Source organism: Serratia sp. CY76391 (genome assembly GCF_052166695.1).
GTDB lineage: Bacteria > Pseudomonadota > Gammaproteobacteria > Enterobacterales > Enterobacteriaceae > Serratia > Serratia nematodiphila.
The window spans coordinates 1-21524 of the sequence record NZ_JBJNOJ010000011.1 but is presented as its reverse complement, the minus strand read 5'-3'; the positions used below and the strand labels follow the sequence as shown (position 1 = coordinate 21524).

Sequence of the window (21524 nt, the reverse complement as noted above, 5' to 3'; positions counted from 1 at the left end):
ATTATTATGCTTTCGAATCCGCTGCGGCCGGGGCCTGATAGCCACCGCCCAACGCGCGGATCAGTCCTATCTTCGCCTGCAGTAAATTGCTGCTGGCATTCAACTCCGCCTGTTGCTGCTGCAATAGCTGCGTCTGGCTGGTCAACAGATCGTCGCGCCCGATAATCCCTGCCTGGTAACGGGCGTTGGCGACCTGATACACCTGTTGCATCGACTGGGCCGCGGACGCCGCCTGCAGTTGCTGCTGCGCAGAACTCTGCTGGATGGTGATGGCGTCGGCGGTTTCCTGTACCGCATTCAGGATGGTTTGGTTGTAGGATTCCACCGCTTCGTCATACAGCGCGGATTCCTCGCCCAGCTTGCTGCGCAGCGCCCCGGCGTGGAAGATCGGCAGCGAAATCGCCGGCATCACGTTCCAGGCCTGGCTGGCCGCTTCAAACAGATTCGGGCTGGTGCCACTGGTATTGGTGGTCATCAGGCCGGCGAAGGCTGAAATGGTCAGGCTGGGGTAAAACTCTTTACGCGCGGCGCTGACGCGCTGGCTGTAAGACTCCACCAGCTGGCGTTGCGCGGCGATGTCCGGGCGTTTGCCCAGCAGATCCGCCGTCAGCTCGCCCTGCGGCGCCATCAGGTTGTCTGCGGGCAAAGGCACCTGACGCAGGTGCTGCATGGCGTTCGGCCCCTGGCCCGCCAGCGCGGCGAGCTGGTGTCTGAGCTGTTCGATTTGCGACTGCAGCTGCAGGATCTGCTGCTTGGCGACGTCGGACTGCGCCTGGGTTTGTTGCGGCACATCAACACCGGTCAGCCCGGCCTGATAGCGCTGTTGGCGCAGCGCGGTCAGGCGCTCATTGTTGTTTACTTCCTGCTGCAGCAGCTTCTCGAGCGCGAGATTGCTCTGCAGCTGGTAGTAGGCGGACGCCACCGAGCTGGTCAGCGTCAGCGCCGCCTGTTCCTGCTCGGCGCGTGCTGCGTTCACTTGCGCCTTGGCGGCGTTCACCTGGTTGCGGTATTTGCCCCACCAGTCGAACTCGTACGCCAGGTTCAACCCCAGCGAGTTGGAGCTTGAATAGATCGGCTTATGCGGATACCCCAAGCCCATATTGACGTTTTGCGGCACACGCTGGCGCTGGGTGCTGGCGTTCAGATCCAGGTTCGGCCCGTTGGCGGCGCTGGCTTCGCCTACCACGCTCTGCGCTTCGCGCACGCGGGCGGCGGCCTGACGCAGGGTCGGCGAACTTTGCAGCGTCTGCGTCATCAGGCTATCCAACTGCGGATCCTTGAGGGCGCGCCACCACTGCGGGCTGACGGCCAGCGAACTGACTTTCGGCTGAGCCAACTGCAGGCTCTGCGGATCCATCAGCGTGGATTGCGGGGCAATATTGTCGGTCGAAGCACACCCGGCCAGCAGCAACACGGCGAACAGCGGGGTGAATCTCCAGTGAAATGGGGATCGCATAAGTAGGTACCTGAACAGAAATTGTGAATTAGGGTAACTGTTCTGTGATTTCCATTTGATCCAGACGTGCCAGCAATTTGCGCGTCAGCTGTTCCAGCTGTTTTTGCTCATCGTCGGTCAGCGTGGACCACAGGAAATGCAGACATTGGTGCTGCGGCGGCAGCAGTTGACTGAGAAATTCTTCCCCCTGCGGCGTCAGATGCAGATGCAGGCAGCGGCGATCGTTGTCGCTTTCCCGGCGTTCGATCCAGCCGCGCTTCTCCAGCTCGTCGGCGATGCGGGTTGCATTGGTGCGCGAGGAGCCCAGGGCAGAGCTTAGCTCAGAAGGTTGGATGCTGTGGCTTTCCTGCGCATCCAGGGTAATCAGCGCCATAAACAGTGTTTCGTTAATCCCCTGCGCTTTCAGCATCTTATTGCGGTTTTCCAGCAGCTTGCCTTGCATGTGCATGCACAGGCGGGTCAGCAGGATCTCCTGATAAGGGAAATCTTTCTGCCGCGTGGCGCGGAAATTCAGCATTTGTTCTATGGGGGCAAACGAGCTTTCCATAATTTAGGGCCTCATTAATTTCGTTCGAGATAGTAACGACGGTGACAAATAATGTAAATGTTCAGCCGTGCGGATAATTTAGCAATTCGTGTCATTTGTCAGTGTTTGTAAAGATGTGGCGCCTGAAAACGCCAGTGTGAAGCCAAACGATCGGGAGCGGCGTCAGCCTGCACCGAAAATCATTAACAGTTTTAATGTGACGCCAAAGGCCGTTGCGCCGAGCAGCGTCGACAGAATGATGCTTTTGCTGCGGTAGAAGCACAGTGCCAGCGCGGCGAACCCCACCAACGTCGGCAGCAGCTTGTCCGGCTCGCGCATCACCACCGGCGTGCTGGAGACCACCAGCAGGGCGCAGATCGAGGCGATGCCAATGCTGTCGAGCAACAGGGCGGCTTTACCGCGTTTGAGGCCGGGCTGGGCGCGCGCCGGCGCCAGCCGCAGCGGCAGATAACGGAACAGGTAATTGGCGCAGCCCACCACCAGGCCGATCACCAGCACATCAATGTTCATGGCTGGCCTCCGCAGGGGCTGGCTGGAACAGGGCGGCAATGCAGCCGGCTCCGATGCCGGCCAAAATGGCGACCGGAATGGAGAACAGCACCACGCCGAGCAGCGCGCCGGCCAGCGCGGCGGCGATAGTCAGGCTCTGCGGGCGGCGGAAGGCGGCCAGCAGGAAACTGAGAAACAGCGCCGGCAGCATGAAGGCCAGCGAGGCCTCGATCACCGGGAACTGCTCCAGCGGGCCGTTGCCGAACAGCGCGCCGAGCGCGGTGCCGGCCACCCAGGAGAGCCAGGAACAGAGCGCGATGCCCAGCATCCAGTTTTCGCTCCAGCTGCGGTTATTGCGCATCAGCCTGGCGGTGGCGGCGGCGAAGACCTCATCGGTCAGGCCAAAGGCCCATATCGCCGTTTTGCCGGGCGACATGCGCGAGACGATGCGGTGACGCAGCGCCGGGCCGTACAGCAGGTGGCGCACGTCCATCGCCATCACCGTCAATGCGGAGACCCACAGCGACATCCCGGCGCTCAGCAGGGCGGTGATCACGAACTGGCTGGCGCCGGCGTAGATGATGCAGGAGAAGAAAATGCTTTCCAGTGGGGAAAAACCCAGTTTGACGGCGCTGAGGCCGAAGGCGAACGCCACCGGGACATACCCGATGACGATCGGCAAACTGTCGACGACACCGTTGGCGAAGGTGGCGCTGACGGCGGGCGGATTGAGGCTGTCTGCAGCTTGGCTTTGCATGGTTGTGGATCGCAGGGTAGATAGGACTTCAATAGTTTATGACCAGAACATTACCAGAGAGTAAGTAATGTTTATACCCTGCACCGCTAATAAATTTCTTTAGTGACTATTTGCACGATAATCAGATTGTCGCCGGCCCCTGCGGATCGTGGTGCTTGCCGAGCCACCAGGTCAGCAGGTTGAGCAGGCATAACACCCCGCCGGCGGCGGCCACGCCGTACCAGCCGGCATGTTGATAGGCCGAGGCGGAGAGCAGCGAACCGAGCGCGCCGCCGATAAAGTAGCTGGTCATGTAGCCGGCGGTCAGGCGGTTGCGCGCGTCCGGCATGATGCGGTACATCACGCTCTGGTTGGTGACGTGTACCGCCTGCACCGCCAGATCGAGGATCAGGATGCCGGCGATCAGCGCCCACAGCGATTGTTTGGCGAACGCGATAGGGATCCAGGACAGCAGCAGCAACGCCAGGCCGACGGTGGTGGTCAGCCCGGCCTTGCCTTTGTCCGCCAGATGCCCGGCGCGCGAAGCGGCCAGCGCCCCGGCGGCGCCCACCAGGCCGAACAGCCCAATCACTCCCTCGGAATAGTTGAACGGCGGCGCGGCGAGCAGAAAGGCCATTGAGGTCCAGAGCACGCTGAAGTTGGCGAACGACAGGGCGCCGAGGATGGCGCGAGTGCGCAGCAGCGGCATGCGGCAGAACAGGCTGAAGATCGAGGCCAGCAGCTGCGGGTAGTTCAGCCCGGAGTGTTGCTTATAGCGCGGCAGCGCGCGCCACAGGATCAGCGCCATCAGGATCATCAGCACGCTGGCGACCCAGTAGATGGTGCGCCAGCCGCCGAACGACGCCAGTGCGCCCGCGACGGTGCGCGCCAGCAGGATGCCGAGCAGCAGGCCGCTCATGATGATGCCGACGGTCTTGCCGCGCTTTTCCGGGTGGGCCAGCGTGGCGGCCAGCGGCACCAGGATCTGCGCCACTACCGAGAACAGCCCGGTGAGCGCGGTGCCGAGGATCATCATCGGCAGCGTGGCGGAGGTGGCGGTGATCAGCATGCCGCCGGCAGCCAGCAGCGTCATGAACACGATCAGCCCGCGGCGCTCGAACATATCGCCGAGCGGCACCAGCAGCAGCAGGCCGGTGGCGTAACCGAGCTGCGCGGCGGTGACGATAAAGCCGGCCTGGTTGACCGACAGGTTGAAACCGGTGGCGATGGTTTCCAGCAGCGGTTGCGCGTAATAGTTGCTGGCGACCGCCAGGCCGGTGGCGATGGCGATCAGCACGGTCAGCGCCGGGCTGAGGCCCGGATGGGCGTTTTGTTGGCTCATGGTTTTTTCATCACGGAAAGAAGATGGCGCGCAGTATCCGGCAATGCGTCTGCGGAAACCAATGTATAATTTTCATTTGATTTATCTCATTTCAAGATAGATGCCATGAACCTGAAACAGATCCGCTATGCGCTGGCGGTGGCGGAAGAACAGAGTTTCACCCGGGCGGCGCAGCGCTGCCATACGGTGCAGTCGGCGCTCAGCCACCAGATCGCCAAACTGGAAGAAGAGCTGGGCTGTACGCTGTTTGAACGCACCTCGCGCCGGGTGCGGTTGACCCCCGCCGGCCAGGCTTTCATTCCGTCGGCGCAGCGGCTGTTGGCGGCGCAGCAGGCGCTGGTGGAAGAGGTGACCGCCGCCGGCGATGCGGTGTCCGGCACCCTGACCATCGGCACGATTTCAACCATAAACGCGATTGATCTGACCGAAAAGCTCGACAAGTTTCATCGCCACTATCCGGCGGTGAACATCCGCCTTTACGTTGGCATGAGCGAAGCCCTGTTGGAGGACGTGCGTCAGCAGAAGTGTGATATGGCGTTTGTCGGCATCTGGCCCGGCGATGTCGATTTACTGCCGATGTCGCACCGGCAGTTGACCGATGAGCCGCTGGTGGCGCTGGTGGCGCCGCAGCACCCGTTGGCCCACCGCGAGCGGGTCAACCTGCAAGCGCTGGCGGAAGTGCCGCTGGTGGATTTCTACAGCGGCACCGGCGCGCGGCGCCAAACCGATCGCGCCTTCCTGGCGGCGGGCATCCGCCGGCACGTCAGTTTTGAGATCGATCATATCGAATGGCTGGAGAATTTGGTGCGGCGCGGGTTGGCGGCGGGTATCGTACCTGTCTCGACCGCGCAACGCTTAAGCGCGTTGGTGTCGATTCCGATTGAAGACGGGCCGCGGCGCCAGGTGTATTGCATTTGGCCGCAGCCCTTGTCGAACGCCGCCGCACGTTTTTTACAGTTCAGCGGCATCGATCTGGCGGGGTAGGGGCGCGGCAAAGGCGGCGCCCCTGAACGGTTACGGCTTCGCCGCTGCGGCGGCGGTTTTCACCCAGCCGTCGAAGGTGGCCTGGTGCGCCTTGATCCAGCCGTTAACGTGGTTCTGGATATCGGCTTCCGAAGCCTGGCCTTCATGCATGCGCAGGTTTTGCGCGTTGATGTCGGCGATCGGCAGCTTCATGATGGCGAACAGCTTGGCGGCCGCCGGATTGGCTGCGGCCCACTGCTTGTTGGCGGCGATGCGCATGGTGTTGACCGGGAAGCCGTAGTTGGCGCCGTTAGGCAGTTTGGTGTCAACGTTTTTCTGCTCGCCCGGCAGGGAGGAAAACGGCACCTGCAGCCAGACCACGTCGCGGCCCGGCACCATCACATCGCTGACCCAGTACGGCGTCCAGGTGTAATACAGCACCGGTTTGCCTTCTTTGTAGCGGGTGATGGTGTCGGCGATCATCGCCGCGTAGTTGCCCTGATTGTGCTCGACGGTGTTGCTCAGGCCATAGGCCTTGATGTGGTGGTTGATCACCGCTTCGCAGCCCCAGCCCGGGGTGCAGCCGGTCAGATCGGCCTTGCCGTCGCCGTTGGTGTCGAACAGCTTGGCGATCTTGGGATCCTTGAGCTGTTCGACGTTGGTGATGTGGTACTGTTCGGCGGTTTTCTTGTCGATCAGGTAGCCCTGCGCGGCGCCGTTGACGTAGACGCCTTCGCGGTAGAACTTGGCGTCGCCGCCGGCGGCCTTGTACTGATCGGCGTGCAGCGGATCCCAGTTGACCGCGATAAAGGTCGCGTCACCGGAGGCGATCGAGGTGTAGGCGACGTTGTAATCCACTTCACGCGGTTCTTTCACGTCGTAACCCAATTTTTCCAGCGCCTTGCTGACCAGCAACGTCTGGAAAGTCTCTTCGGAAATGGTGCTTTGCACCGGCTGTACCGCGATCCCCTTGCCGGGTAAATCTGCCGCGCTCACGCTCTGTGAGCCAATCAGCGTCGTCAGGGCGAGAGCCCAGATGCCCGTGGTGCGCATAGTGTTTCCCCTCTTTCGATGTGGTGGTGTCATAGCCCGCCGGGGCCGCAGCCGCCGGCGGGAAAAGCGTCAGGCTTGCTTGATGAACGGGCGAGTCAGTAACCCGATGGGGCCGCGGCGATACCAGCGGCCGATGCCTTTACTGCGGCGATCGCGCCCCAGCGATTGGGTGAGGCGATCGAGAATGATCGCCAGGATCACGATGCCGACCCCGCCGACGGCGGCCAGGCCCATGTCCAGCCGACCGATGCCGCGCAGCACCATCTGGCCCAAGCCGCCGACGGCGATCATCGAGGCGATGACCACCATCGACAGCGCCAACATCAGCGTCTGGTTAACGCCGGCCATGATGGTCGGCATCGCCAGCGGCAGCTGCACCTTGAACAGCAGCTGGCGCGGGCTGGCGCCGAAAGATTCGGCGGCCTCGATCAGATCCTCCGGCACCTGCTTGATGCCGAGAATGGTCAGACGCACGATCGGCGGCAGTGCGAAGATGATGGTCACTACCACGCCCGGCACGTTGCCGATGCCGAACAGCATGACGATCGGCACCAGATAGACGAAGGCCGGAGTGGTTTGCATGGCGTCGAGCAGCGGCCTAATCACCTTGGCGGCGTGCTTGCTGCGCGCCAGCCAGATGCCGAGCGGCAGGCCGATAAGGATGCAGAAGAACAGCGCGGTCAGCACCAACGCCAGCGTGACCATCGCCTGCGACCAGGCGCCGATGGCGCCGATGGCGATCAGGGAGAGCAGCGTCGCGGCGCCCATGCCGAGGCCCGAGACCTGCCAGGCGAGCAGCGAGAACACCAGAATGGCGATCGGCGCCGGCATGCCCAGCAGCAGTTGTTGGAAGCCGCTCAGGATCATGTCCACCGGCACGCGGATGCCCTGGAACAGCGGGCGGAAGTGCAGCACCAGCCAGTCGATGCCTTGCGTGACCCAGGTGTCGAACGGCACCCAGGCTTTGTGGAACGGATCGAGCAGGCTGAAGTGCTCCGGCTGCGCCGGGGCGCCGCTGAGCCAATCGGCGCTTTGCCCGGCGGCGTCATGTGCGGCCGGCGGCGGCGCGCTGGACCAGGCGTCACCGGCGTTGGCGGCGGCATCGCTGGCAGGTGCGGCGCCGGTATCGGCCGGTGCGGTAGCCCAGGGATCTTGGGTTTGCGTGGTATCACTCATTGGTTGAGCCCTCTTTGTCCAACGCCTGCAGCAGCATGGCCTTGGAGATGATGCCGAGATAGTTATGTTCTTCGCCCACCACCGGCACCGCGCACGGCGCCTGGGCGACCAGGGAAATCAGATCGCTGAGCGGCGTGTCGGCCGGCACGGCGGCGGGGGCCTCGAGCAGGGCATCGTCCAGCGTTTGATTGGCGGACAGCGCCTTTTTCAACGACTCTATCGACACCACGCCGATAAATTTCTTCCCGCGTTCAACAACATAACCATAATCACGGTCCTCATCGCGCAGCAGCTGCAGCGCCGAGCGGGGGCCAAAACCGGGGGTTTTGCGGATCAGCGTCACCGGGCGCCGTTGGGCGATATCCTTGGCGCTGAATACATGACTGATGTCCACGCCGCGGAAGAAGGTGCGCACATAGTCGTTGGCCGGGTTGTTCAGGATCTCGTCCGGCGTGCCGACCTGGATCACCTCACCGCCCTGCATGATGGCGATGCGATCGCCAATGCGCATCGCTTCGTCCAGATCGTGGGAAATAAACACGATGGTGCGCTGATGCTGAGCCTGTAATTTCACCAGCTCATCCTGCATTTCGGTGCGAATTAACGGATCGAGCGCCGAGAAGGCTTCGTCCATCAATAATATATCCGGGTTATTGGCCATCGCGCGGGCTAATCCTACGCGCTGGCGCATACCGCCGGATAATTCATCCGGATAAGACAGCGCATAATTCTCCAGCCCGACCTGACGCAGGGCATCCAGCGCTTTTTCCTGGCGCTCCTGCAGCGGTATGCCGGCTAACTCCATACCGAAAGCGGTGTTATTCAGGACATTCATGTGCGGCATTAGCGCGAATGACTGGAATACCATGCTGATCTTATTTCGCCGCACGGTGCGCAGCGCGGTGTCAGATATTTTGGCGATGTCCTCACCGTCGATCAGCACCTGACCGCGGGTGGGTTCTATCAGACGATTGAGAAGGCGTACCAGGGTGGACTTGCCGGAACCGGAGAGCCCCATGATGACAAATATCTCGCCTTCTTCAATGGCCAGAGTGGCGTCTTTTACGCCGAGCGATAAGCCGGTTTTTTCAAACAGCCGATCTTTTGTCAGACCTTTATCCAGCAGTTTGAATGCGCGTTCCGGGTGTTCGCCAAATATCTTATACAGGTTCTTTACTTCGAGTTTAATTGCCATGCAATTTGCTGTTTCCTCTGGTTTAATTAACGCGTTATGGGCTGTCCTTAGCAAAATAAAAGAGCTTTTTACCCTAACACAGTGAATATCTGAGACAACCCTCAATGTCATTTAAATGGGATATTAGTGGTTTACATCAAGGTTTTAATTAGTTATGGTAATTTGGCCCGTGACTCAAAATTGACGGCCATTATTCGGCATAATGGTTTGGTTTTTGGGAAAATAATACGGTGTGGCGCAGAGAGATATTTTGGCGCCGCGCCTGCCGTTCGGATAATAAAAAACCCGACCAGAGGCCGGGTAAAAGTCATCAGTATTTCATCAATTTTAACGACAGGTGCCGATATCGAGGGGGATATCGTCGGGCGTCATGTTATCGCCTTAGTATGACAGCCAGATGGCAGCCTCAGGCCTTGCGATACAGCCTGCGCGGATGGCCGATATTGCCGTACAGCATCTCCACCCGCACGAACTGGGTGGCAACGCAATATTCCAGATACCGGCGGGCGGTGGTCTTGCTGATGCCGACCTGTTCGACCACGTCTTCCACCGCATGCGCCACCGCCGGCTGGGCGATAAACAGCGCCTGCACCAGCTCGAGGGTATTGGTTTCGATGCCTTTGGCGCTCGGCTCGCTGGAGAACTGCTTCGACTGCAGGTTGTACAGCGCATCGACGTTGTCCTGATCGATGATCTTGAAGGTGCGCTGGGTCTGCACGAACTGCATGAAGCGTTCGAGCGAATTGCGCAGTCGCTTATAGGACACCGGCTTGATGATGTAGTCGAAGGCGCCGTTGCGGATCGCCTGGCTGCAGGTATGCATGTCGCTGGCGGCGGTGATGAAGATCACCGAACAAGCGGGGTTCTTCACCGCCGGCTCTTCCATCAACTCGATGCCCTGGCCGTCCGGCAGGAAGTTATCCAGCAGGATCAGCCGTGGCTGATACGCGTTGGCTTTGGCCCGCGCTTCGGCCAGCGTGGCGGCGTAAGCCACCACCCGCAGGTTGAAATTTTTCTCGATGAACTCCGCGTGCAGCGTCGCCAGTTGCGGCTCGTCTTCCACGATCAGAACGTCCAGTGCTAGGTGTGACATAATCGGGTGCTCAAAAAATCGGGTTATGGGTTTTATTTAGGGATAAATATAGAGAATATCGCGCCGTGCGGCTCGTTGTCCGACACTTCTATGCTGCCGTGCGCCTGCGCCACATGGCTGGCGACCAGATGCAGGCCGATGCCGTGGTCGCTTTTATCCGCTTTGGTGGTGACGCCCTGTTCAAACAGCGTATCACGAATCTCCTCGGCGATGCCGGTGCCGCGATCCGCCACCTCGATCACCAGCTCGTCGCTGCCATCGCTGATATAGAGTTCGATCGCGTCGTGCGGCGCCGGGCAGTGCAGCGTCGCTTCCACCGCATTATCCAGCAGGTTGCCGACGATCGACATCAGTTCGGTCTCATTCAGCGCCGCCGGGATCTGCCGCAGTTGGCAGGCCGGATCGAAGCGCAGCTCGATGCCTTTTTCTCTGGCGCTGGAATATTTGCCCAGCAGCAGGCCGCACAGCGCCGCCGAACTGAAGCGCTGCGAGATGAAATCGAGGATCTCCTGCGCGCCCTCGGATTGGGCTTCTACGTAGCGAATGGCCTCGTCGTAGCGCTGCATATGCAGCAGCCCGGCCAGCGTAGCGGTCCAGTTCAGCTGCTCGTGGCGCATGATGCGCAGGTTGTCGGCATAGCGTTTCACCTGGCTGAGCTGGCTGCTCAGGGTATTGATGTCGTTTTTGTCGCGGAAGCTGATCACCCAGCCTTGCAGCTCCTGCTCCTGCATGATGCGCACCCGGCTGGCGATCACCCGCACGTGGTTGAAGCGGCACACCTCGTCGTGCGTATCCTGGCCCAGTTGCGCGGCGGCGAAGAAGTCCGGCTGCGCCTGGATCACCTCGCCGATCGGCCGGCCCAGCAAGCTGGCGGCGGGCTGGTGCAGATCCAATAGCTCGCGCGCCGCATGGTTGATGGTGATAATCCGCAGCTGCGGATCGATGGCGATCACGCCCTCATAAATGGCTTCCAGCAGCGCTTTTTGCTGGCGCACCAGCAGCGCGATCTCTTTCGGTTCCAGCCAGAACATCTGGCGCTTGAGGTTTTTCGACAGCAGCCAGGAAAAGACGAACAGGGCGATCAGCAGCAGGACGATGGAGCCGATAATTTGCGTCAACGTCCTGGCATTTAAATTATCTATGTGCGATTTCAAATAGCCGACGGAAACGATGCCGATCACGTGATTATTTTCATCCAGGATCGGCGCCTTGCTGCGCAATGAAACGCCAATGCCGCCCTTGCGAATGGAAATAATGCTTTTCCCTTCCAGCACCTCTTTATTATCGCCGCCGATCATCGGCGTGCCCAGGCGGCCTTCGTATTCGGAATGATAAAGGTGGCGGGCATGACTATCGCCGATGACGATATAACTGGCGTCGCTGCTGGCGCGGATTTTTTTCATCAGCGCGGCAATTCTGGCGGCGTCGTGTTTTTCCACTGCGTCCACCAGCGAAGGAATGAGGGCGATTTCCCGCGCCTGCACCTGGGCGCGGGCGCCGAGATCGCGGTGCAGCTGCGCATCCAACTGGTAATAGGTGTAGGCGCCGATACAGGTCAGCAGCAGGCAGGAGAAGGCCACCAGGCACAGAAACAGCTTGATTTGAAATGAGAGTTTGAGGCGCATGGCGGAGCTTCACCGTAAAGAGATCCTGAAACCTTACCCTATCACGAGAAGCGGGGTCTGTAATATTGCGTCCGATCAACTTGTGATCCTTCACACGGGATTAGAGTGAACCGGACGAGAATTGTTCGCCTGCGATAAAATTGATAAGCTTTAAAATAAAAACGGTATTAACACCATTAAAACCACGCCGGTTTTTACATAATCTTAATTAACCCCATAGAAACCATAACCACCATTAAAAACCCTTTTTAACTTTGAACATAATCACAGCAGATAATCCGTGCGCTTCTCTATGATGGCTGAACAAACTAATAAGAGGCCAGATTATGAGCACAACAGATGATTCTTACCTCGTAGCCAAAGACAAGACCGCCGATATTCCTCTGCGTGAGAAATGGTGGCGGATACTGGACAATTATAAAGTAGGGATTATTCCGTTACCGTTCTTTATTCTGGCCGGCGTATTGATTCTGCTCGACTGCCTGGAAGGCAAATTGCCGAGCGATATCGTGGTGATGGTGGCCACTCTGGCGTTCTTCGGTTTCGCCTGCGGCGAATTCGGCAAACGCCTGCCGTTGATCGGCAAAATGGGCGCGGCGGCGATCTGCGCCACCTTTATTCCTTCCGCGCTGGTGCACTATGGCCTGTTGCCGGACGTGGTGGTGGAATCTACCACCAAGTTCTACAAATCGACCAACATTCTTTATCTCTACATCTGCTGCATCATCGTCGGCAGCATCATGAGCATGAACCGCCAGGTGCTGATCCAGGGTTTCCTGCGCATCTTCATTCCGATGCTGTGCGGCGAGATCGTCGGCATGCTGGTGGGGATGGGCGTCGGCATGGCGCTGGGCCTGGAGCCGTTCCAGATCTTCTTCTTCCTGATCTTGCCGATCATGGCCGGCGGCGTGGGTGAAGGGGCGATCCCGCTATCGATGGGCTACGCGGCGATCCTGCACATGGAGCAGGGCGTGGCGCTGGGGCGCATTCTGCCGATCGTGATGCTCGGCAGCCTGACCGCCATCGTCATCGCCGGCCTGCTCAACCAACTGGGCAAGCGTTATCCGCATCTGACCGGCGAAGGCAACCTGATGCCGAGCAAGCAGGGCGGCAGCAACATGAACGCGGTGGAAAAAATCAGTGGCAAGGTGGACGTCAGCACCATCGCCTGCGGCGCGTTGCTGGCCATTCTGCTGTATATGGTGGGCATGCTGTTGCACCGCCTGATCGGCCTGCCAGCGCCGGTGGGCATGCTGTTCGCCGCCGTGGCGGTGAAACTGGCGCACGGGGTGTCGCCGCGCATTCAGGAAGGCTCGCAGGTGGTGTACAAATTCTTCCGCACCGCCGTGACTTATCCGATCCTGTTCGCGGTCGGGGTGGCCATCACGCCGTGGCAGGAGTTGGTGGATGCGTTCACCGTCCAGAATCTGATCGTGATCGTCACCACCGTCAGCGCGCTGGTGGCGACCGGTTTCTTCGTCGGCAAGAAAATCGGCATGCACCCTATCGACGTGGCGATTGTCTCCTGCTGCCAGAGCGGGCAGGGCGGGACCGGCGACGTCGCGATCCTCACCGCCGGCAACCGCATGTCGTTGATGCCGTTCGCCCAGATCGCAACCCGTATCGGTGGCGCTATCAACGTCTCGCTGTCGCTGCTGGTGTTAGCCAAGTTCTTCGTATAACTCCTATAAATCCTTAGCGTTACTTTGCCTTTCCCCGCCCCCGCGGGGATTTTTTTTGCCCGCGCGCCGGCCAGACGCGCGGGCAGGGGAAACGTCGGTTATGCCGCCTGTTTCATGGCGGCGTCATACCAGGCGAAGTAGCGCTCTACGCCGCGGCGGCCGGATTCGATCAGCGCGCGTTTCTTCTCCTCGCTGATGCCGAACTCCAGCGTGCCGACGTCGAGCGTGTCGACATACACGGTGCGCTTCCAGTCGTCGCTGTCCAGGTGCACCTTGGTTTGGATGTCCAGCACCAGGTTGGCCACCGCCTGGGTGAAATCAAACAGGTTGTTGACCGGCGTGCGCGGACCGGCCTGGCCGGCGGCCTGGGCGATTTCACCGGCGGAGTCCAGGCGTAGGCCCAGGGTTCGGGTATTGATGCGCTGGCTGGAGGCGTCGATGTAAGGCGGTGTGGCGGAGAAGTCATAGTCGAACAGCCGCACCGGGTAGTTGTCGATCATGCCGCCGTCGATGCACAGGTCGCCCAGGGTATTGTTCTTCGCCACGAAGGCGAACGGGAACGACATCGAAATGCGCAGGCCGTCCGCCACTTTCATGCGCGGCGTAGTGCGGTGCGAATAAACTTCGCGCTGGCCGCTGTTGAGGTTGGCGCCGATAAAGTAAATCGACTTGAACCCTTTCGCCGCCTTCATCGCTTCGAACTGTTCGAAAGTAATATCCGGGTTGCCGGTATATTGCTTGATAATATCGCGTGACCATTGATAGAAATAATCGCCGGGCGCGATGCCGTATTGATTGAACAGGCGATAGGCGTCCTGGAGCGTACCGAAAAAACCGCCGTTATAATCGAGGAATTTTTTAAAATCCATCGCCGACAGAATTTTGGTGACGTCCGCCGAGCTGCAGCCCAGACCGACCAGCAGCGCGGCGATGGCGCCCGCCGAGGCGCCGGAGGTTTGCTTGATCTGCGGCATGATGCCTTTGGCTTCCAGCAGTTCCAGCGCGCCGCCATAGGCGATGCCTTTTACGCCGCCGCCTTCAAAGACCAGGTTTTCGAATTGATAGTTCATGATATTTCCTCACTCTTGGTTTAGGGAGTAAGAAAAATAACGAAGTCGTGAACCCGAAAATATTGATTGGGGTTGTGTGGGGCGGCAAACAAAATTATTAATAATAAATATATTGTTTATATATTTATCAAAGGCATTTATTAAACAGGCGCATCGGGCTTTTTGCGTCAATACTTAGCGCTGTTCAATTCTCGCAAGGAGTCATCATGTTCTGGAAACGTTGTCTGCTGGGTGCGGCGCTGGCCGTTATGTCATTACAGGCCGGGGCCGCCGCGCCGCAGGCCAAAACCCCGACGCCGGGATTTTACCGCATCATGCTGGGCAGTTTTGAAGTGACTGCGTTGTCCGATGGCATCATTCGCCTGCCGGCGGACAAGCTGTTGCTGAACAGCACGCCGCAGCAGATCGCCGCCGGGTTGGCCGAGCAGCATCAAAGCCTGCCGGTGGTCACCTCGGTCAATGCCTATCTGATCAACACCGGCGACAAGCTGGTGATGATTGACAGCGGCGCCGGCCAACTGCTGGGCGGTGGCCTGGGCAAGCTGGTGGATAACCTGCGCGCGGCGGGCTACCAGCCGGAGCAGGTGGATGAAATCTACCTGACCCACATGCACCCGGATCACCTCGGCGGCCTGACGCACGACGGCAAGGCGGTATTCCCCAATGCGCTGGTGCGCGCCGCCAGCCAGGACGCGGACTTCTGGCTGAGCGCGGACCAACTGAAACAGGCCAAAGCAGAGAGTAAAAGCAACTTCGAACGGGCCCAGGCGGCGATCAAGCCATACCAGGCGGCCGGCCACTTTAAACCGTTCAGCGGCGACGGTGAACTCTCGCCGGGCATTGCCGCCTTTGCCGCCCACGGCCATACGCCGGGGCATAGCGTGTATCAGGTGACCAGCCAGGGCCAGAAGCTGCTGCTGCTGGGGGATCTGATCCACGTGGCGGCGGTGCAGATGCCGCATCCGAAGGTGGCTATCAGCTTTGATAATGACGCCAAGGCGGCGGTCGCTCAGCGGCTGCGGATATTTGGCGACAGCGCGCGGCAGAGCGAGCTGGTGGGGGGCGCGCACCTGTCGTTCCCGGGGTTGGGCTACCTGAACCGCCAGGGGGAAGGGTACAACTGGGTGCCGCTGAATTACGGCGCGCTGTAACGGCGATGGCCGCCCGTTGGGCGGCCATCGAACAGAGCCCAGCGGCATTGTTCGATAATTTGGGATGATGATGCCAGAGAATCGGGGCTGATTCGCCGTGATAAACAGTGCATGATTAACGCTCTGCCCGTTGCTTTCTTTAAGGATCTCCCGATGAACCAGAAAACGCCTCCTGTCGCCATCGTCACCGGCGCATCCCGTGGCATCGGCGCGGACATCGCCGAGCGTCTGGCCGCCGATGGCTTTACCGTCATCATCAACTATTCAGGCAATCCGGCGCCGGCCGATGAGCTGGTGGGCAAGATAGAACAGCGCGGCGGCCGCGCCTTGAGCGTCAAGGCCGACGTCAGCGATGCGTCTGCGGTCGTCCGGCTGTTCGACAGTGCTGAACAGGCGTTTGGCGGCGTCGACGTGCTGGTCAATAACGCCGGAGTGATCGCGCTGGCGCCGATAGCGGACATGAAGGATGAAGACGTGGATCGCCTGCTCGACATCAACCTGAAAGGCAGCTTCAATGCGATGCGCGAGGCGGCGAAGCGCCTGCGCGACAATGGCCGCATCATCAACTTCTCCTCCAGCGTGGTGGGGTTGCTGCAGCCGGGTTACGGCATGTATGCCGCCAGTAAGGCGGCGATCGAAGCGCTGACCAGCGTGCTGGCGAAAGAGCTGCGCGGCCGCAATATCACGGTGAACGCCGTCGCGCCGGTGCCGACCGCCACCGGCTTGTTCCTCGACGGCAAAACCCCGGAGCTTATCGAGCGGCTGGCGAAGATGGCGCCGTTGGAACGCCTGGGCACGCCGGAGGATATCGCCGCGGCGGTGGCTTTCCTCGCCGGGGCCGACGGCGGCTGGATCAATGGCCAAACCCTGCGCGCCAACGGCGGCATCATCTGATTGGCGACGCGCCGCCGCAGGATCGAGTATCCTGTGGTGGAACATATCACATCAAGGGCAACGTATGGCGGGCCACACTCAGCAATCCCATCTTGGCGTCAAATCGCCCTGTGTCAGCCTATGCCGGATCGACGACGAAACCCAGCAGTGCCGCGGATGCCGGCGCACGCGGGCGGAGATCGCCGCCTGGCCGACCGCCAGCGACGCGGAGAAACGCGCTATCTGGCGGCGGCTTGAGCTGCGTGCGGAATTCAAGCAAAACACATAGTCGCGAGAGCTCGACACGCCGCACTCCCGTGAAGGTTTATTCCTGATACGGCTAGCCAGCCTCAGAAATCCCAGTCCTCATCCTCGGTGTTGACCGCCTTGCCGATGACGTAGGACGACCCTGAGCCGGAGAAGAAGTCGTGGTTTTCGTCGGCGTTCGGCGACAGCGCCGACAGGATCGCCGGGTTGACCTCCGCCATCGCCGGTGGGAACAGCGTTTCATACCCGAGGTTCATCAGCGCCTTGTTGGCGTTGTAGTGCAGGAAGGTCTTCACGTCTTCCGTCCAGCCGACGCCGTCGTACAGCTCCTCGGTGTAACGCACCTCGTTGTCGTACAGATCCTGCAGCAGATCGAAGGCGAAGTTTTTCACCTGCTGGCGCCGCGCGGCGTCCACCTTCTCCAGCCCTTTCTGGAACTTATAGCCGATATAGTAGCCGTGCACCGCTTCGTCGCGAATGATCAGGCGGATCAGATCGGCGGTGTTGGTCAGCTTGGCGCGGCTGGACCAGTACATCGGCAGGTAAAAGCCCGAATAGAACAGGAACGACTCGAGGAAGACGCTGGCGACTTTTTTCAGCAGCGGATCGTCGCTGCGGTAGTGCGCCAGAATGATGCCGGCTTTCTTCTGCAGCGCGCGGTTTTCCTCGCTCCAGCGATAGGTGTCATCCACGTCCGGCGTTTGGCACAGGGTGGAGAAGATTGAGCTGTAAGAGCGGGCGTGCACCGCCTCCATAAAGCTGATGTTGGAGTACACCGCCTCTTCGTGCGGCGTCAGCGCATCGGCGATCAGGGCCGGCGCGCCGACGGTGTTCTGGATGGTGTCCAGCAGCGTCAGCCCGGTGAACACCCGAATGGTCAGCTGCTGCTCCTTCGGCGTCAGCGTGGCCCAGGAGGGGATATCGTTGGACAGCGGCACCTTCTCCGGCAGCCAGAAGTTGGAGGTCAGGCGGTTCCACACCTCCAAATCCTTGTCGTCTTCGATGATGTTCCAGTTGATGGCGCGCACCAGCGGCGCCGATGTTACGGTCGTCATAAGTTGCCTCACAGCGAGCAGGACACGCAGCCCTGCACCTCGGTGCCTTCCAGCGCCATCTGGCGCAGGCGGATGTAGTAAATGGTCTTGATGCCTTTGCGCCAGGCGTAGATCTGCGCGCGGTTGATGTCGCGGGTGGTGGCGGTATCGCGGAAGAACAACGTCAGCGACAGCCCCTGATCGACGTGTTGCGTGGCGGCGGCATAGGTATCGATGATTTTCTCCGGGCCAATCTCGTAGGCATCCTGGTAATACGCCAGGTTGTCGTTGGTCATGTAAGGCGCCGGGTAGTAAACGCGGCCGATCTTGCCTTCCTTGCGGATCTCGATGCGCGAAACGATCGGATGAATGCTGGAGGTGGCGTTGTTGATGTACGAGATGGAACCGGTCGGCGGCACCGCCTGCAGGTTCTGGTTGTACAACCCGTGCATCATCACCGACTGGCGCAGCGCGCGCCACTCGTCGCGGCCCGGAATGGCGATACCGGCGGCGGCGAACAGCTCGCGCACCCGCTCGGTCTGCGGCAGCCAGTCGCGCTCGGTGTACTTGTCGAAGTACTCGCCGCTGGCATAGCGCGAGTGCTCAAAGCCGTCAAAGGCGCCGCCGCGTTCGATCGCCAGCCGATTCGAGGCGCGGATGGCGTGATAGGCCACGGTATAGAAATAGAGATTGGTGAAGTCGATGCCTTCTTCCGAGCCGTAGAAGATGCGCTCGCGCGCCAGGTAACCGTGCAGGTTCATCTGGCCGAGACCGATGGCGCGGGCGCTGCGGTTGCCTTCGGCGATCGACGGCACCGAGCGGATATCGCTCATGTCGGCCACCGCGGTCAGCGCGCGGATCGCGGTCTCGATCGCCTTGCCGAAGTCCGGCGCGTCCATGGTTTTGGCGATGTTCAGCGAGCCGAGGTTGCAGGAGATGTCCTTGCCGATGCGATCGTAGCTCAGATCTTCATGATACGTACTGGCGCGGTTGACCTGCAGGATCTCCGAACACAGGTTGCTCATGTTGATGCGCCCGGCGATCGGGTTCTCCCGGTTGACCGTGTCCTCGAACATCACATACGGGTAGCCGGATTCGAACTGGATCTCCGCCAGCACCTGGAAGAACTCGCGCGCGTTGATGCGCGACTTGCGGATGCGCTTGTCGTCCACCATCTCGCGGTATTTTTCACTGACGCTGATTTCAGACAGCGGCATGCCATACACCCGCTCGACGTCGTAGGGCGAGAACAGGTACATCTCTTCGTTGTTCTTCGCCAGCTCAAAGGTAATATCCGGGATCACCACCCCCAGCGACAGCGTCTTGATGCGGATCTTCTCGTCGGCGTTTTCCCGCTTGGTATCGAGAAAACGCAGGATATCCGGGTGGTGGGCGTTGAGATACACCGCGCCGGCTCCCTGGCGCGCGCCGAGCTGGTTAGCGTAGGAGAAGGCGTCTTCGAGCATTTTCATGATCGGAATGACGCCGGAGGACTGGTTCTCGATGCGTTTGATCGGCGCGCCCACCTCGCGAATGTTGCTCAGCAGGAAGGCCACGCCGCCGCCGCGTTTCGACAGCTGCAGCGCGGAGTTCACCGCCCGGCCGATCGATTCCATATTGTCTTCGATGCGCAGCAGGAAGCAGGAGACCAGCTCACCGCGCTGGCGTTTGCCGCAGTTGAGGAAGGTCGGCGTGGCCGGCTGGAAGCGGCCCGAAATCATCTCCTCCACCAGATCCTGCGCCAGGGCGGTGTCGCCCGCCGCCAGCGTCAGCGCCACCATGCACACCCGGTCTTCGTAGCGTTCCAGATAGCGCTTGCCGTCGAAGGTTTTGAGCGTATAGCTGGTGTAGTACTTGAAGGCGCCGAGGAAGGTCTCGAAGCGGAATTTTTTGGCGTAGGCCTGCTGGAACAGCTGCTTGATAAACGGGAACTCGTACTGCGCCAGCACCTGCGGCTCGTAGTAGCCTTCTTCCACCAGATAGCGCAGCTTTTCCTCCAGGTTATGGAAGAACACGGTGTTTTGGTTGACGTGCTGCAGGAAGTAGTGCCGCGCCGCCAGCCGATCCTTGTCGAACTGGATCCGGCCTTCCGCATCGTAAAGATTGAGCATCGCGTTGAGCGAATGGTAATCCAGCGCGCCCGTCTCGGGCCTGGTCAGTTCTGTCGTTGCCAAAATGCGGTTACTCCCTGTCGAACGTTTTCAACGTCTTGCGCGGTGCCGAGCAGCTCGAAGCGGTACAAAAAAGGCACCTGGCATTTTTTGGCGATGATGTCGCCGGCGATGCCGTACGCTGCGCCGAAGTTGGTGTTCCCGGCGGCGATGACGCCGCGCAGGTATGAACGGTTTTGCGGAACGTTGAGAAAGCGGATCACCTGGATCGGCACCGCGCCGACGGCGCTGCCGCCGCCATAGCTGGGCACGATCAAGATATAGGGTTGTTCCATCAGCAATTTGCTGCGGGCGCCGGCGATCGGAATGCGGATCGCCGGCAGGCCCAGTTTCTCAACGAATCGGTGGGTGTTCTCCGAACTGCTGGAGAAATAGACCAGCGGATTCATCGTCGAACCTCAGCAGGTGAGCGCCAGCGCGCCGATTTTGTCCGGCCGGAAACCGGACCAGTGATCGTCACCGGCGATAATCACCGGAACCTGCTGATAACCTAATGATTTAACGTGGTTCAGCGCCTGCTGATCCTGGGTGAGATCGATCACCTGATAATCAATCCCCTGCTTATCAAATGCGCGATAGGTGGCGTTGCACTGGACACAGTCCGGCTTACTGTAAATAATAATGCTCATGATTCGCATTTACCTTTAGGCTGAAGGAAAGGCGGACAAGTCAGAGAACGGAGCATCGTTCCTGGCGTTTCTGACGGCGTTATCAACCGAACGACATTCCCTGCGGTTGACCTATAAAATACTATATGTTGATGTTTGTTTTATCAACCACGCTATATATGGTGTTTTATGGGGTTGGGTGCGCAGACCGCGTCGGAGCTGGGAAGGCGAGGGGAAAATTTTTTTGCGGGTGGGAAATTCCCCCCTCTCAGAGAAGAGGGGGAGGCGAACGCATTATTGGCGCATGCTGACGGCCAGCCGGTTGAAGGCGTTCATGATGCTGATGGCGAAGGTCAGATCGGCGATCTCGGTATCGCTGAAGTGCGCTTTCAGCGCCTCAAAAGCTCTGTCCGGCGCGCCGGTGGCGGCGATCAGCGTCACCGACTCGGCCCATTCCAGCGCCGCGCGTTCACGCTCGTTGAATTCATGGCTGACGCGCCAGCCCGCCAGCGTATCCAGCTTGGCATGGCTGAAGCCGCTTTCGCGCAGCGCTTTGCCGTGTATGTCCAGGCAGTAGGCGCAGCCGTTGATCTGCGAAACGCGCATAAACATCAACTCGATGGTCGCTTTGTCCAGAGCGCCTTTCTCCAGCGCCATCAGCGCGCTCACCATATTTTTGTACGGGGCGGGCGCCAGCTCGGCGTAATTCAAACGTTGCTTAATCATGGTCAACCTCAATCGATAGTAACGAAATCATGCCGCTACTTTAGCGGCCTTATGGTCTATGCTATAGGGCCATAAAATGATTATTTAACAGGGCCATGATGCCAACTTTCCTGACCTCGCTGCGTTTGGACAGCCGGCTCGCCGAACCGCTGTACCGGCAGATTTATCTGCGAATCAAAGACGCCATCGCCCAGGGCAACCTGGCGGCGGGCAGCCGGCTGCCTTCGGTACGCGGGTTGGCGAGCGATCTTGGCGTGGCGCGCGCCA

General features: G+C 60.0%; 23 protein-coding genes. 7 read left to right on the top strand and 16 right to left on the bottom strand.

Going from position 1 to position 21524, the window contains the following annotated elements; all coding sequences use genetic code 11:
- Positions 1 to 4: 4 nt before the first annotated feature.
- The 5 genes from ACJ8PN_RS19630 to ACJ8PN_RS19610 form a co-directional block, all read right to left on the bottom strand.
- A complete protein-coding gene (locus ACJ8PN_RS19630; protein ID WP_351109242.1) occupies positions 5 to 1456 on the bottom strand; it encodes an efflux transporter outer membrane subunit in 1452 nt (483 codons plus the stop codon).
- A 28-nt stretch (positions 1457 to 1484) separates the two neighbouring features.
- Positions 1485 to 2003, bottom strand: coding sequence for a transcriptional repressor MprA (gene mprA, locus ACJ8PN_RS19625; protein WP_004928879.1), 519 nt, complete (start codon positions 2001 to 2003; stop codon positions 1485 to 1487).
- A gap of 162 nt (positions 2004 to 2165) precedes the next feature.
- The gene (gene ygaH / locus ACJ8PN_RS19620) at positions 2166 to 2513 is read right to left on the bottom strand and encodes an L-valine transporter subunit YgaH (RefSeq protein WP_154871585.1); all 348 of its coding nucleotides are present in this window, start codon (positions 2511 to 2513) and stop codon (positions 2166 to 2168) included.
- Positions 2503 to 3249: an AzlC family ABC transporter permease gene (locus ACJ8PN_RS19615; RefSeq protein WP_004928884.1), complete on the bottom strand. Its 747-nt coding sequence runs from the start codon at positions 3247 to 3249 to the stop codon at positions 2503 to 2505. The genes ygaH and ACJ8PN_RS19615 overlap by 11 nt, the downstream gene beginning before the upstream one ends.
- A gap of 121 nt (positions 3250 to 3370) precedes the next feature.
- Positions 3371 to 4570, bottom strand: a complete 1200-nt coding sequence (locus ACJ8PN_RS19610) for an MFS transporter (protein ID WP_351109238.1) — start codon at positions 4568 to 4570, stop codon at positions 3371 to 3373.
- A gap of 105 nt (positions 4571 to 4675) precedes the next feature.
- Here ACJ8PN_RS19610 and ACJ8PN_RS19605 point away from each other — a divergent pair, with 105 nt between their 5' ends.
- A complete protein-coding gene (locus ACJ8PN_RS19605) occupies positions 4676 to 5554 on the top strand; it encodes a LysR family transcriptional regulator (protein WP_351109236.1) in 879 nt (292 codons plus the stop codon).
- A 30-nt stretch (positions 5555 to 5584) separates the two neighbouring features.
- Here the strand turns inward: ACJ8PN_RS19605 and proX are convergent, their stop codons facing one another.
- From proX to proV, 3 genes are all read right to left on the bottom strand, one after another.
- Positions 5585 to 6586 (bottom strand): glycine betaine/L-proline ABC transporter substrate-binding protein ProX, encoded by a 1002-nt coding sequence (gene proX / locus ACJ8PN_RS19600; protein ID WP_004928894.1) that lies wholly within the window; start codon positions 6584 to 6586, stop codon positions 5585 to 5587.
- Positions 6587 to 6655: 69 nt separating this feature from the next.
- Positions 6656 to 7762, bottom strand: coding sequence for a glycine betaine/L-proline ABC transporter permease ProW (gene proW / locus ACJ8PN_RS19595; protein WP_004928897.1), 1107 nt, complete (start codon positions 7760 to 7762; stop codon positions 6656 to 6658).
- Positions 7755 to 8957: a glycine betaine/L-proline ABC transporter ATP-binding protein ProV gene (gene proV, locus ACJ8PN_RS19590; RefSeq protein ID WP_171454625.1), complete on the bottom strand. Its 1203-nt coding sequence runs from the start codon at positions 8955 to 8957 to the stop codon at positions 7755 to 7757. The genes proW and proV overlap by 8 nt, the downstream gene beginning before the upstream one ends.
- 126 nt (positions 8958 to 9083) lie before the next feature.
- Between proV and ACJ8PN_RS19585 the strand changes: the two genes are divergently transcribed.
- Positions 9084 to 9347, top strand: a complete 264-nt coding sequence (locus ACJ8PN_RS19585) for a hypothetical protein (RefSeq protein WP_131165109.1) — start codon at positions 9084 to 9086, stop codon at positions 9345 to 9347.
- A gap of 16 nt (positions 9348 to 9363) precedes the next feature.
- Here ACJ8PN_RS19585 and ACJ8PN_RS19580 read toward each other — a convergent pair whose 3' ends face one another.
- Together ACJ8PN_RS19580 and ACJ8PN_RS19575 are read right to left on the bottom strand one after the other, a co-directional pair.
- Positions 9364 to 10050: a response regulator gene (locus ACJ8PN_RS19580; protein ID WP_171454624.1), complete on the bottom strand. Its 687-nt coding sequence runs from the start codon at positions 10048 to 10050 to the stop codon at positions 9364 to 9366.
- Positions 10051 to 10082: 32 nt separating this feature from the next.
- Positions 10083 to 11675 (bottom strand): ATP-binding protein, encoded by a 1593-nt coding sequence (locus ACJ8PN_RS19575; protein ID WP_261126212.1) that lies wholly within the window; start codon positions 11673 to 11675, stop codon positions 10083 to 10085.
- 326 nt (positions 11676 to 12001) lie between these two features.
- On the opposite strand from ACJ8PN_RS19575, the gene ACJ8PN_RS19570 reads away from it, so the two are divergent.
- Positions 12002 to 13357 carry a 2-hydroxycarboxylate transporter family protein gene (locus tag ACJ8PN_RS19570; RefSeq protein ID WP_351109230.1) on the top strand — a complete coding sequence of 452 codons (1356 nt, stop codon included), beginning with the start codon at positions 12002 to 12004 and terminating at the stop codon, positions 13355 to 13357.
- 98 nt (positions 13358 to 13455) lie between these two features.
- Here ACJ8PN_RS19570 and ACJ8PN_RS19565 read toward each other — a convergent pair whose 3' ends face one another.
- Positions 13456 to 14427, bottom strand: a complete 972-nt coding sequence (locus ACJ8PN_RS19565) for a patatin-like phospholipase family protein (RefSeq protein ID WP_351109228.1) — start codon at positions 14425 to 14427, stop codon at positions 13456 to 13458.
- A gap of 206 nt (positions 14428 to 14633) precedes the next feature.
- Here ACJ8PN_RS19565 and ACJ8PN_RS19560 point away from each other — a divergent pair, with 206 nt between their 5' ends.
- The 3 genes from ACJ8PN_RS19560 (at position 14634) to ACJ8PN_RS19550 (ending at position 16740) form a co-directional block, all read left to right on the top strand.
- Positions 14634 to 15578, top strand: coding sequence for an MBL fold metallo-hydrolase (locus ACJ8PN_RS19560; protein ID WP_351109226.1), 945 nt, complete (start codon positions 14634 to 14636; stop codon positions 15576 to 15578).
- A 153-nt stretch (positions 15579 to 15731) separates the two neighbouring features.
- Entirely contained in the window at positions 15732 to 16472 is a 741-nt protein-coding gene (locus ACJ8PN_RS19555; protein WP_442535165.1) for an SDR family oxidoreductase, read from the top strand.
- Between the two features lie 64 nt (positions 16473 to 16536).
- Positions 16537 to 16740, top strand: coding sequence for a DUF1289 domain-containing protein (locus ACJ8PN_RS19550; protein WP_351109222.1), 204 nt, complete (start codon positions 16537 to 16539; stop codon positions 16738 to 16740).
- A 61-nt stretch (positions 16741 to 16801) separates the two neighbouring features.
- On the opposite strand, the gene nrdF is transcribed toward ACJ8PN_RS19550, so the two are convergent.
- From nrdF to ACJ8PN_RS19525, 5 genes are all read right to left on the bottom strand, one after another.
- Entirely contained in the window at positions 16802 to 17773 is a 972-nt protein-coding gene (gene nrdF, locus ACJ8PN_RS19545) for a class 1b ribonucleoside-diphosphate reductase subunit beta (protein WP_442535164.1), read from the bottom strand.
- A gap of 8 nt (positions 17774 to 17781) precedes the next feature.
- Positions 17782 to 19926, bottom strand: a complete 2145-nt coding sequence (nrdE, locus tag ACJ8PN_RS19540) for a class 1b ribonucleoside-diphosphate reductase subunit alpha (RefSeq protein WP_072062341.1) — start codon at positions 19924 to 19926, stop codon at positions 17782 to 17784.
- Entirely contained in the window at positions 19908 to 20312 is a 405-nt protein-coding gene (nrdI, locus tag ACJ8PN_RS19535; protein WP_015378865.1) for a class Ib ribonucleoside-diphosphate reductase assembly flavoprotein NrdI, read from the bottom strand. The genes nrdE and nrdI overlap by 19 nt, the downstream gene beginning before the upstream one ends.
- 9 nt (positions 20313 to 20321) lie before the next feature.
- Positions 20322 to 20552, bottom strand: coding sequence for a glutaredoxin-like protein NrdH (gene nrdH / locus ACJ8PN_RS19530; RefSeq protein ID WP_004928934.1), 231 nt, complete (start codon positions 20550 to 20552; stop codon positions 20322 to 20324).
- Between the two features lie 273 nt (positions 20553 to 20825).
- Complete coding sequence (locus tag ACJ8PN_RS19525; RefSeq protein ID WP_442535163.1) at positions 20826 to 21257, bottom strand: carboxymuconolactone decarboxylase family protein; 432 nt, start codon at positions 21255 to 21257, stop codon at positions 20826 to 20828.
- A 95-nt stretch (positions 21258 to 21352) separates the two neighbouring features.
- On the opposite strand from ACJ8PN_RS19525, the gene ACJ8PN_RS19520 reads away from it, so the two are divergent.
- Positions 21353 to 21524, top strand: a 172-nt coding sequence (locus ACJ8PN_RS19520; protein ID WP_442535167.1) for a GntR family transcriptional regulator, incomplete at its 3' end; no start/stop codon positions are given.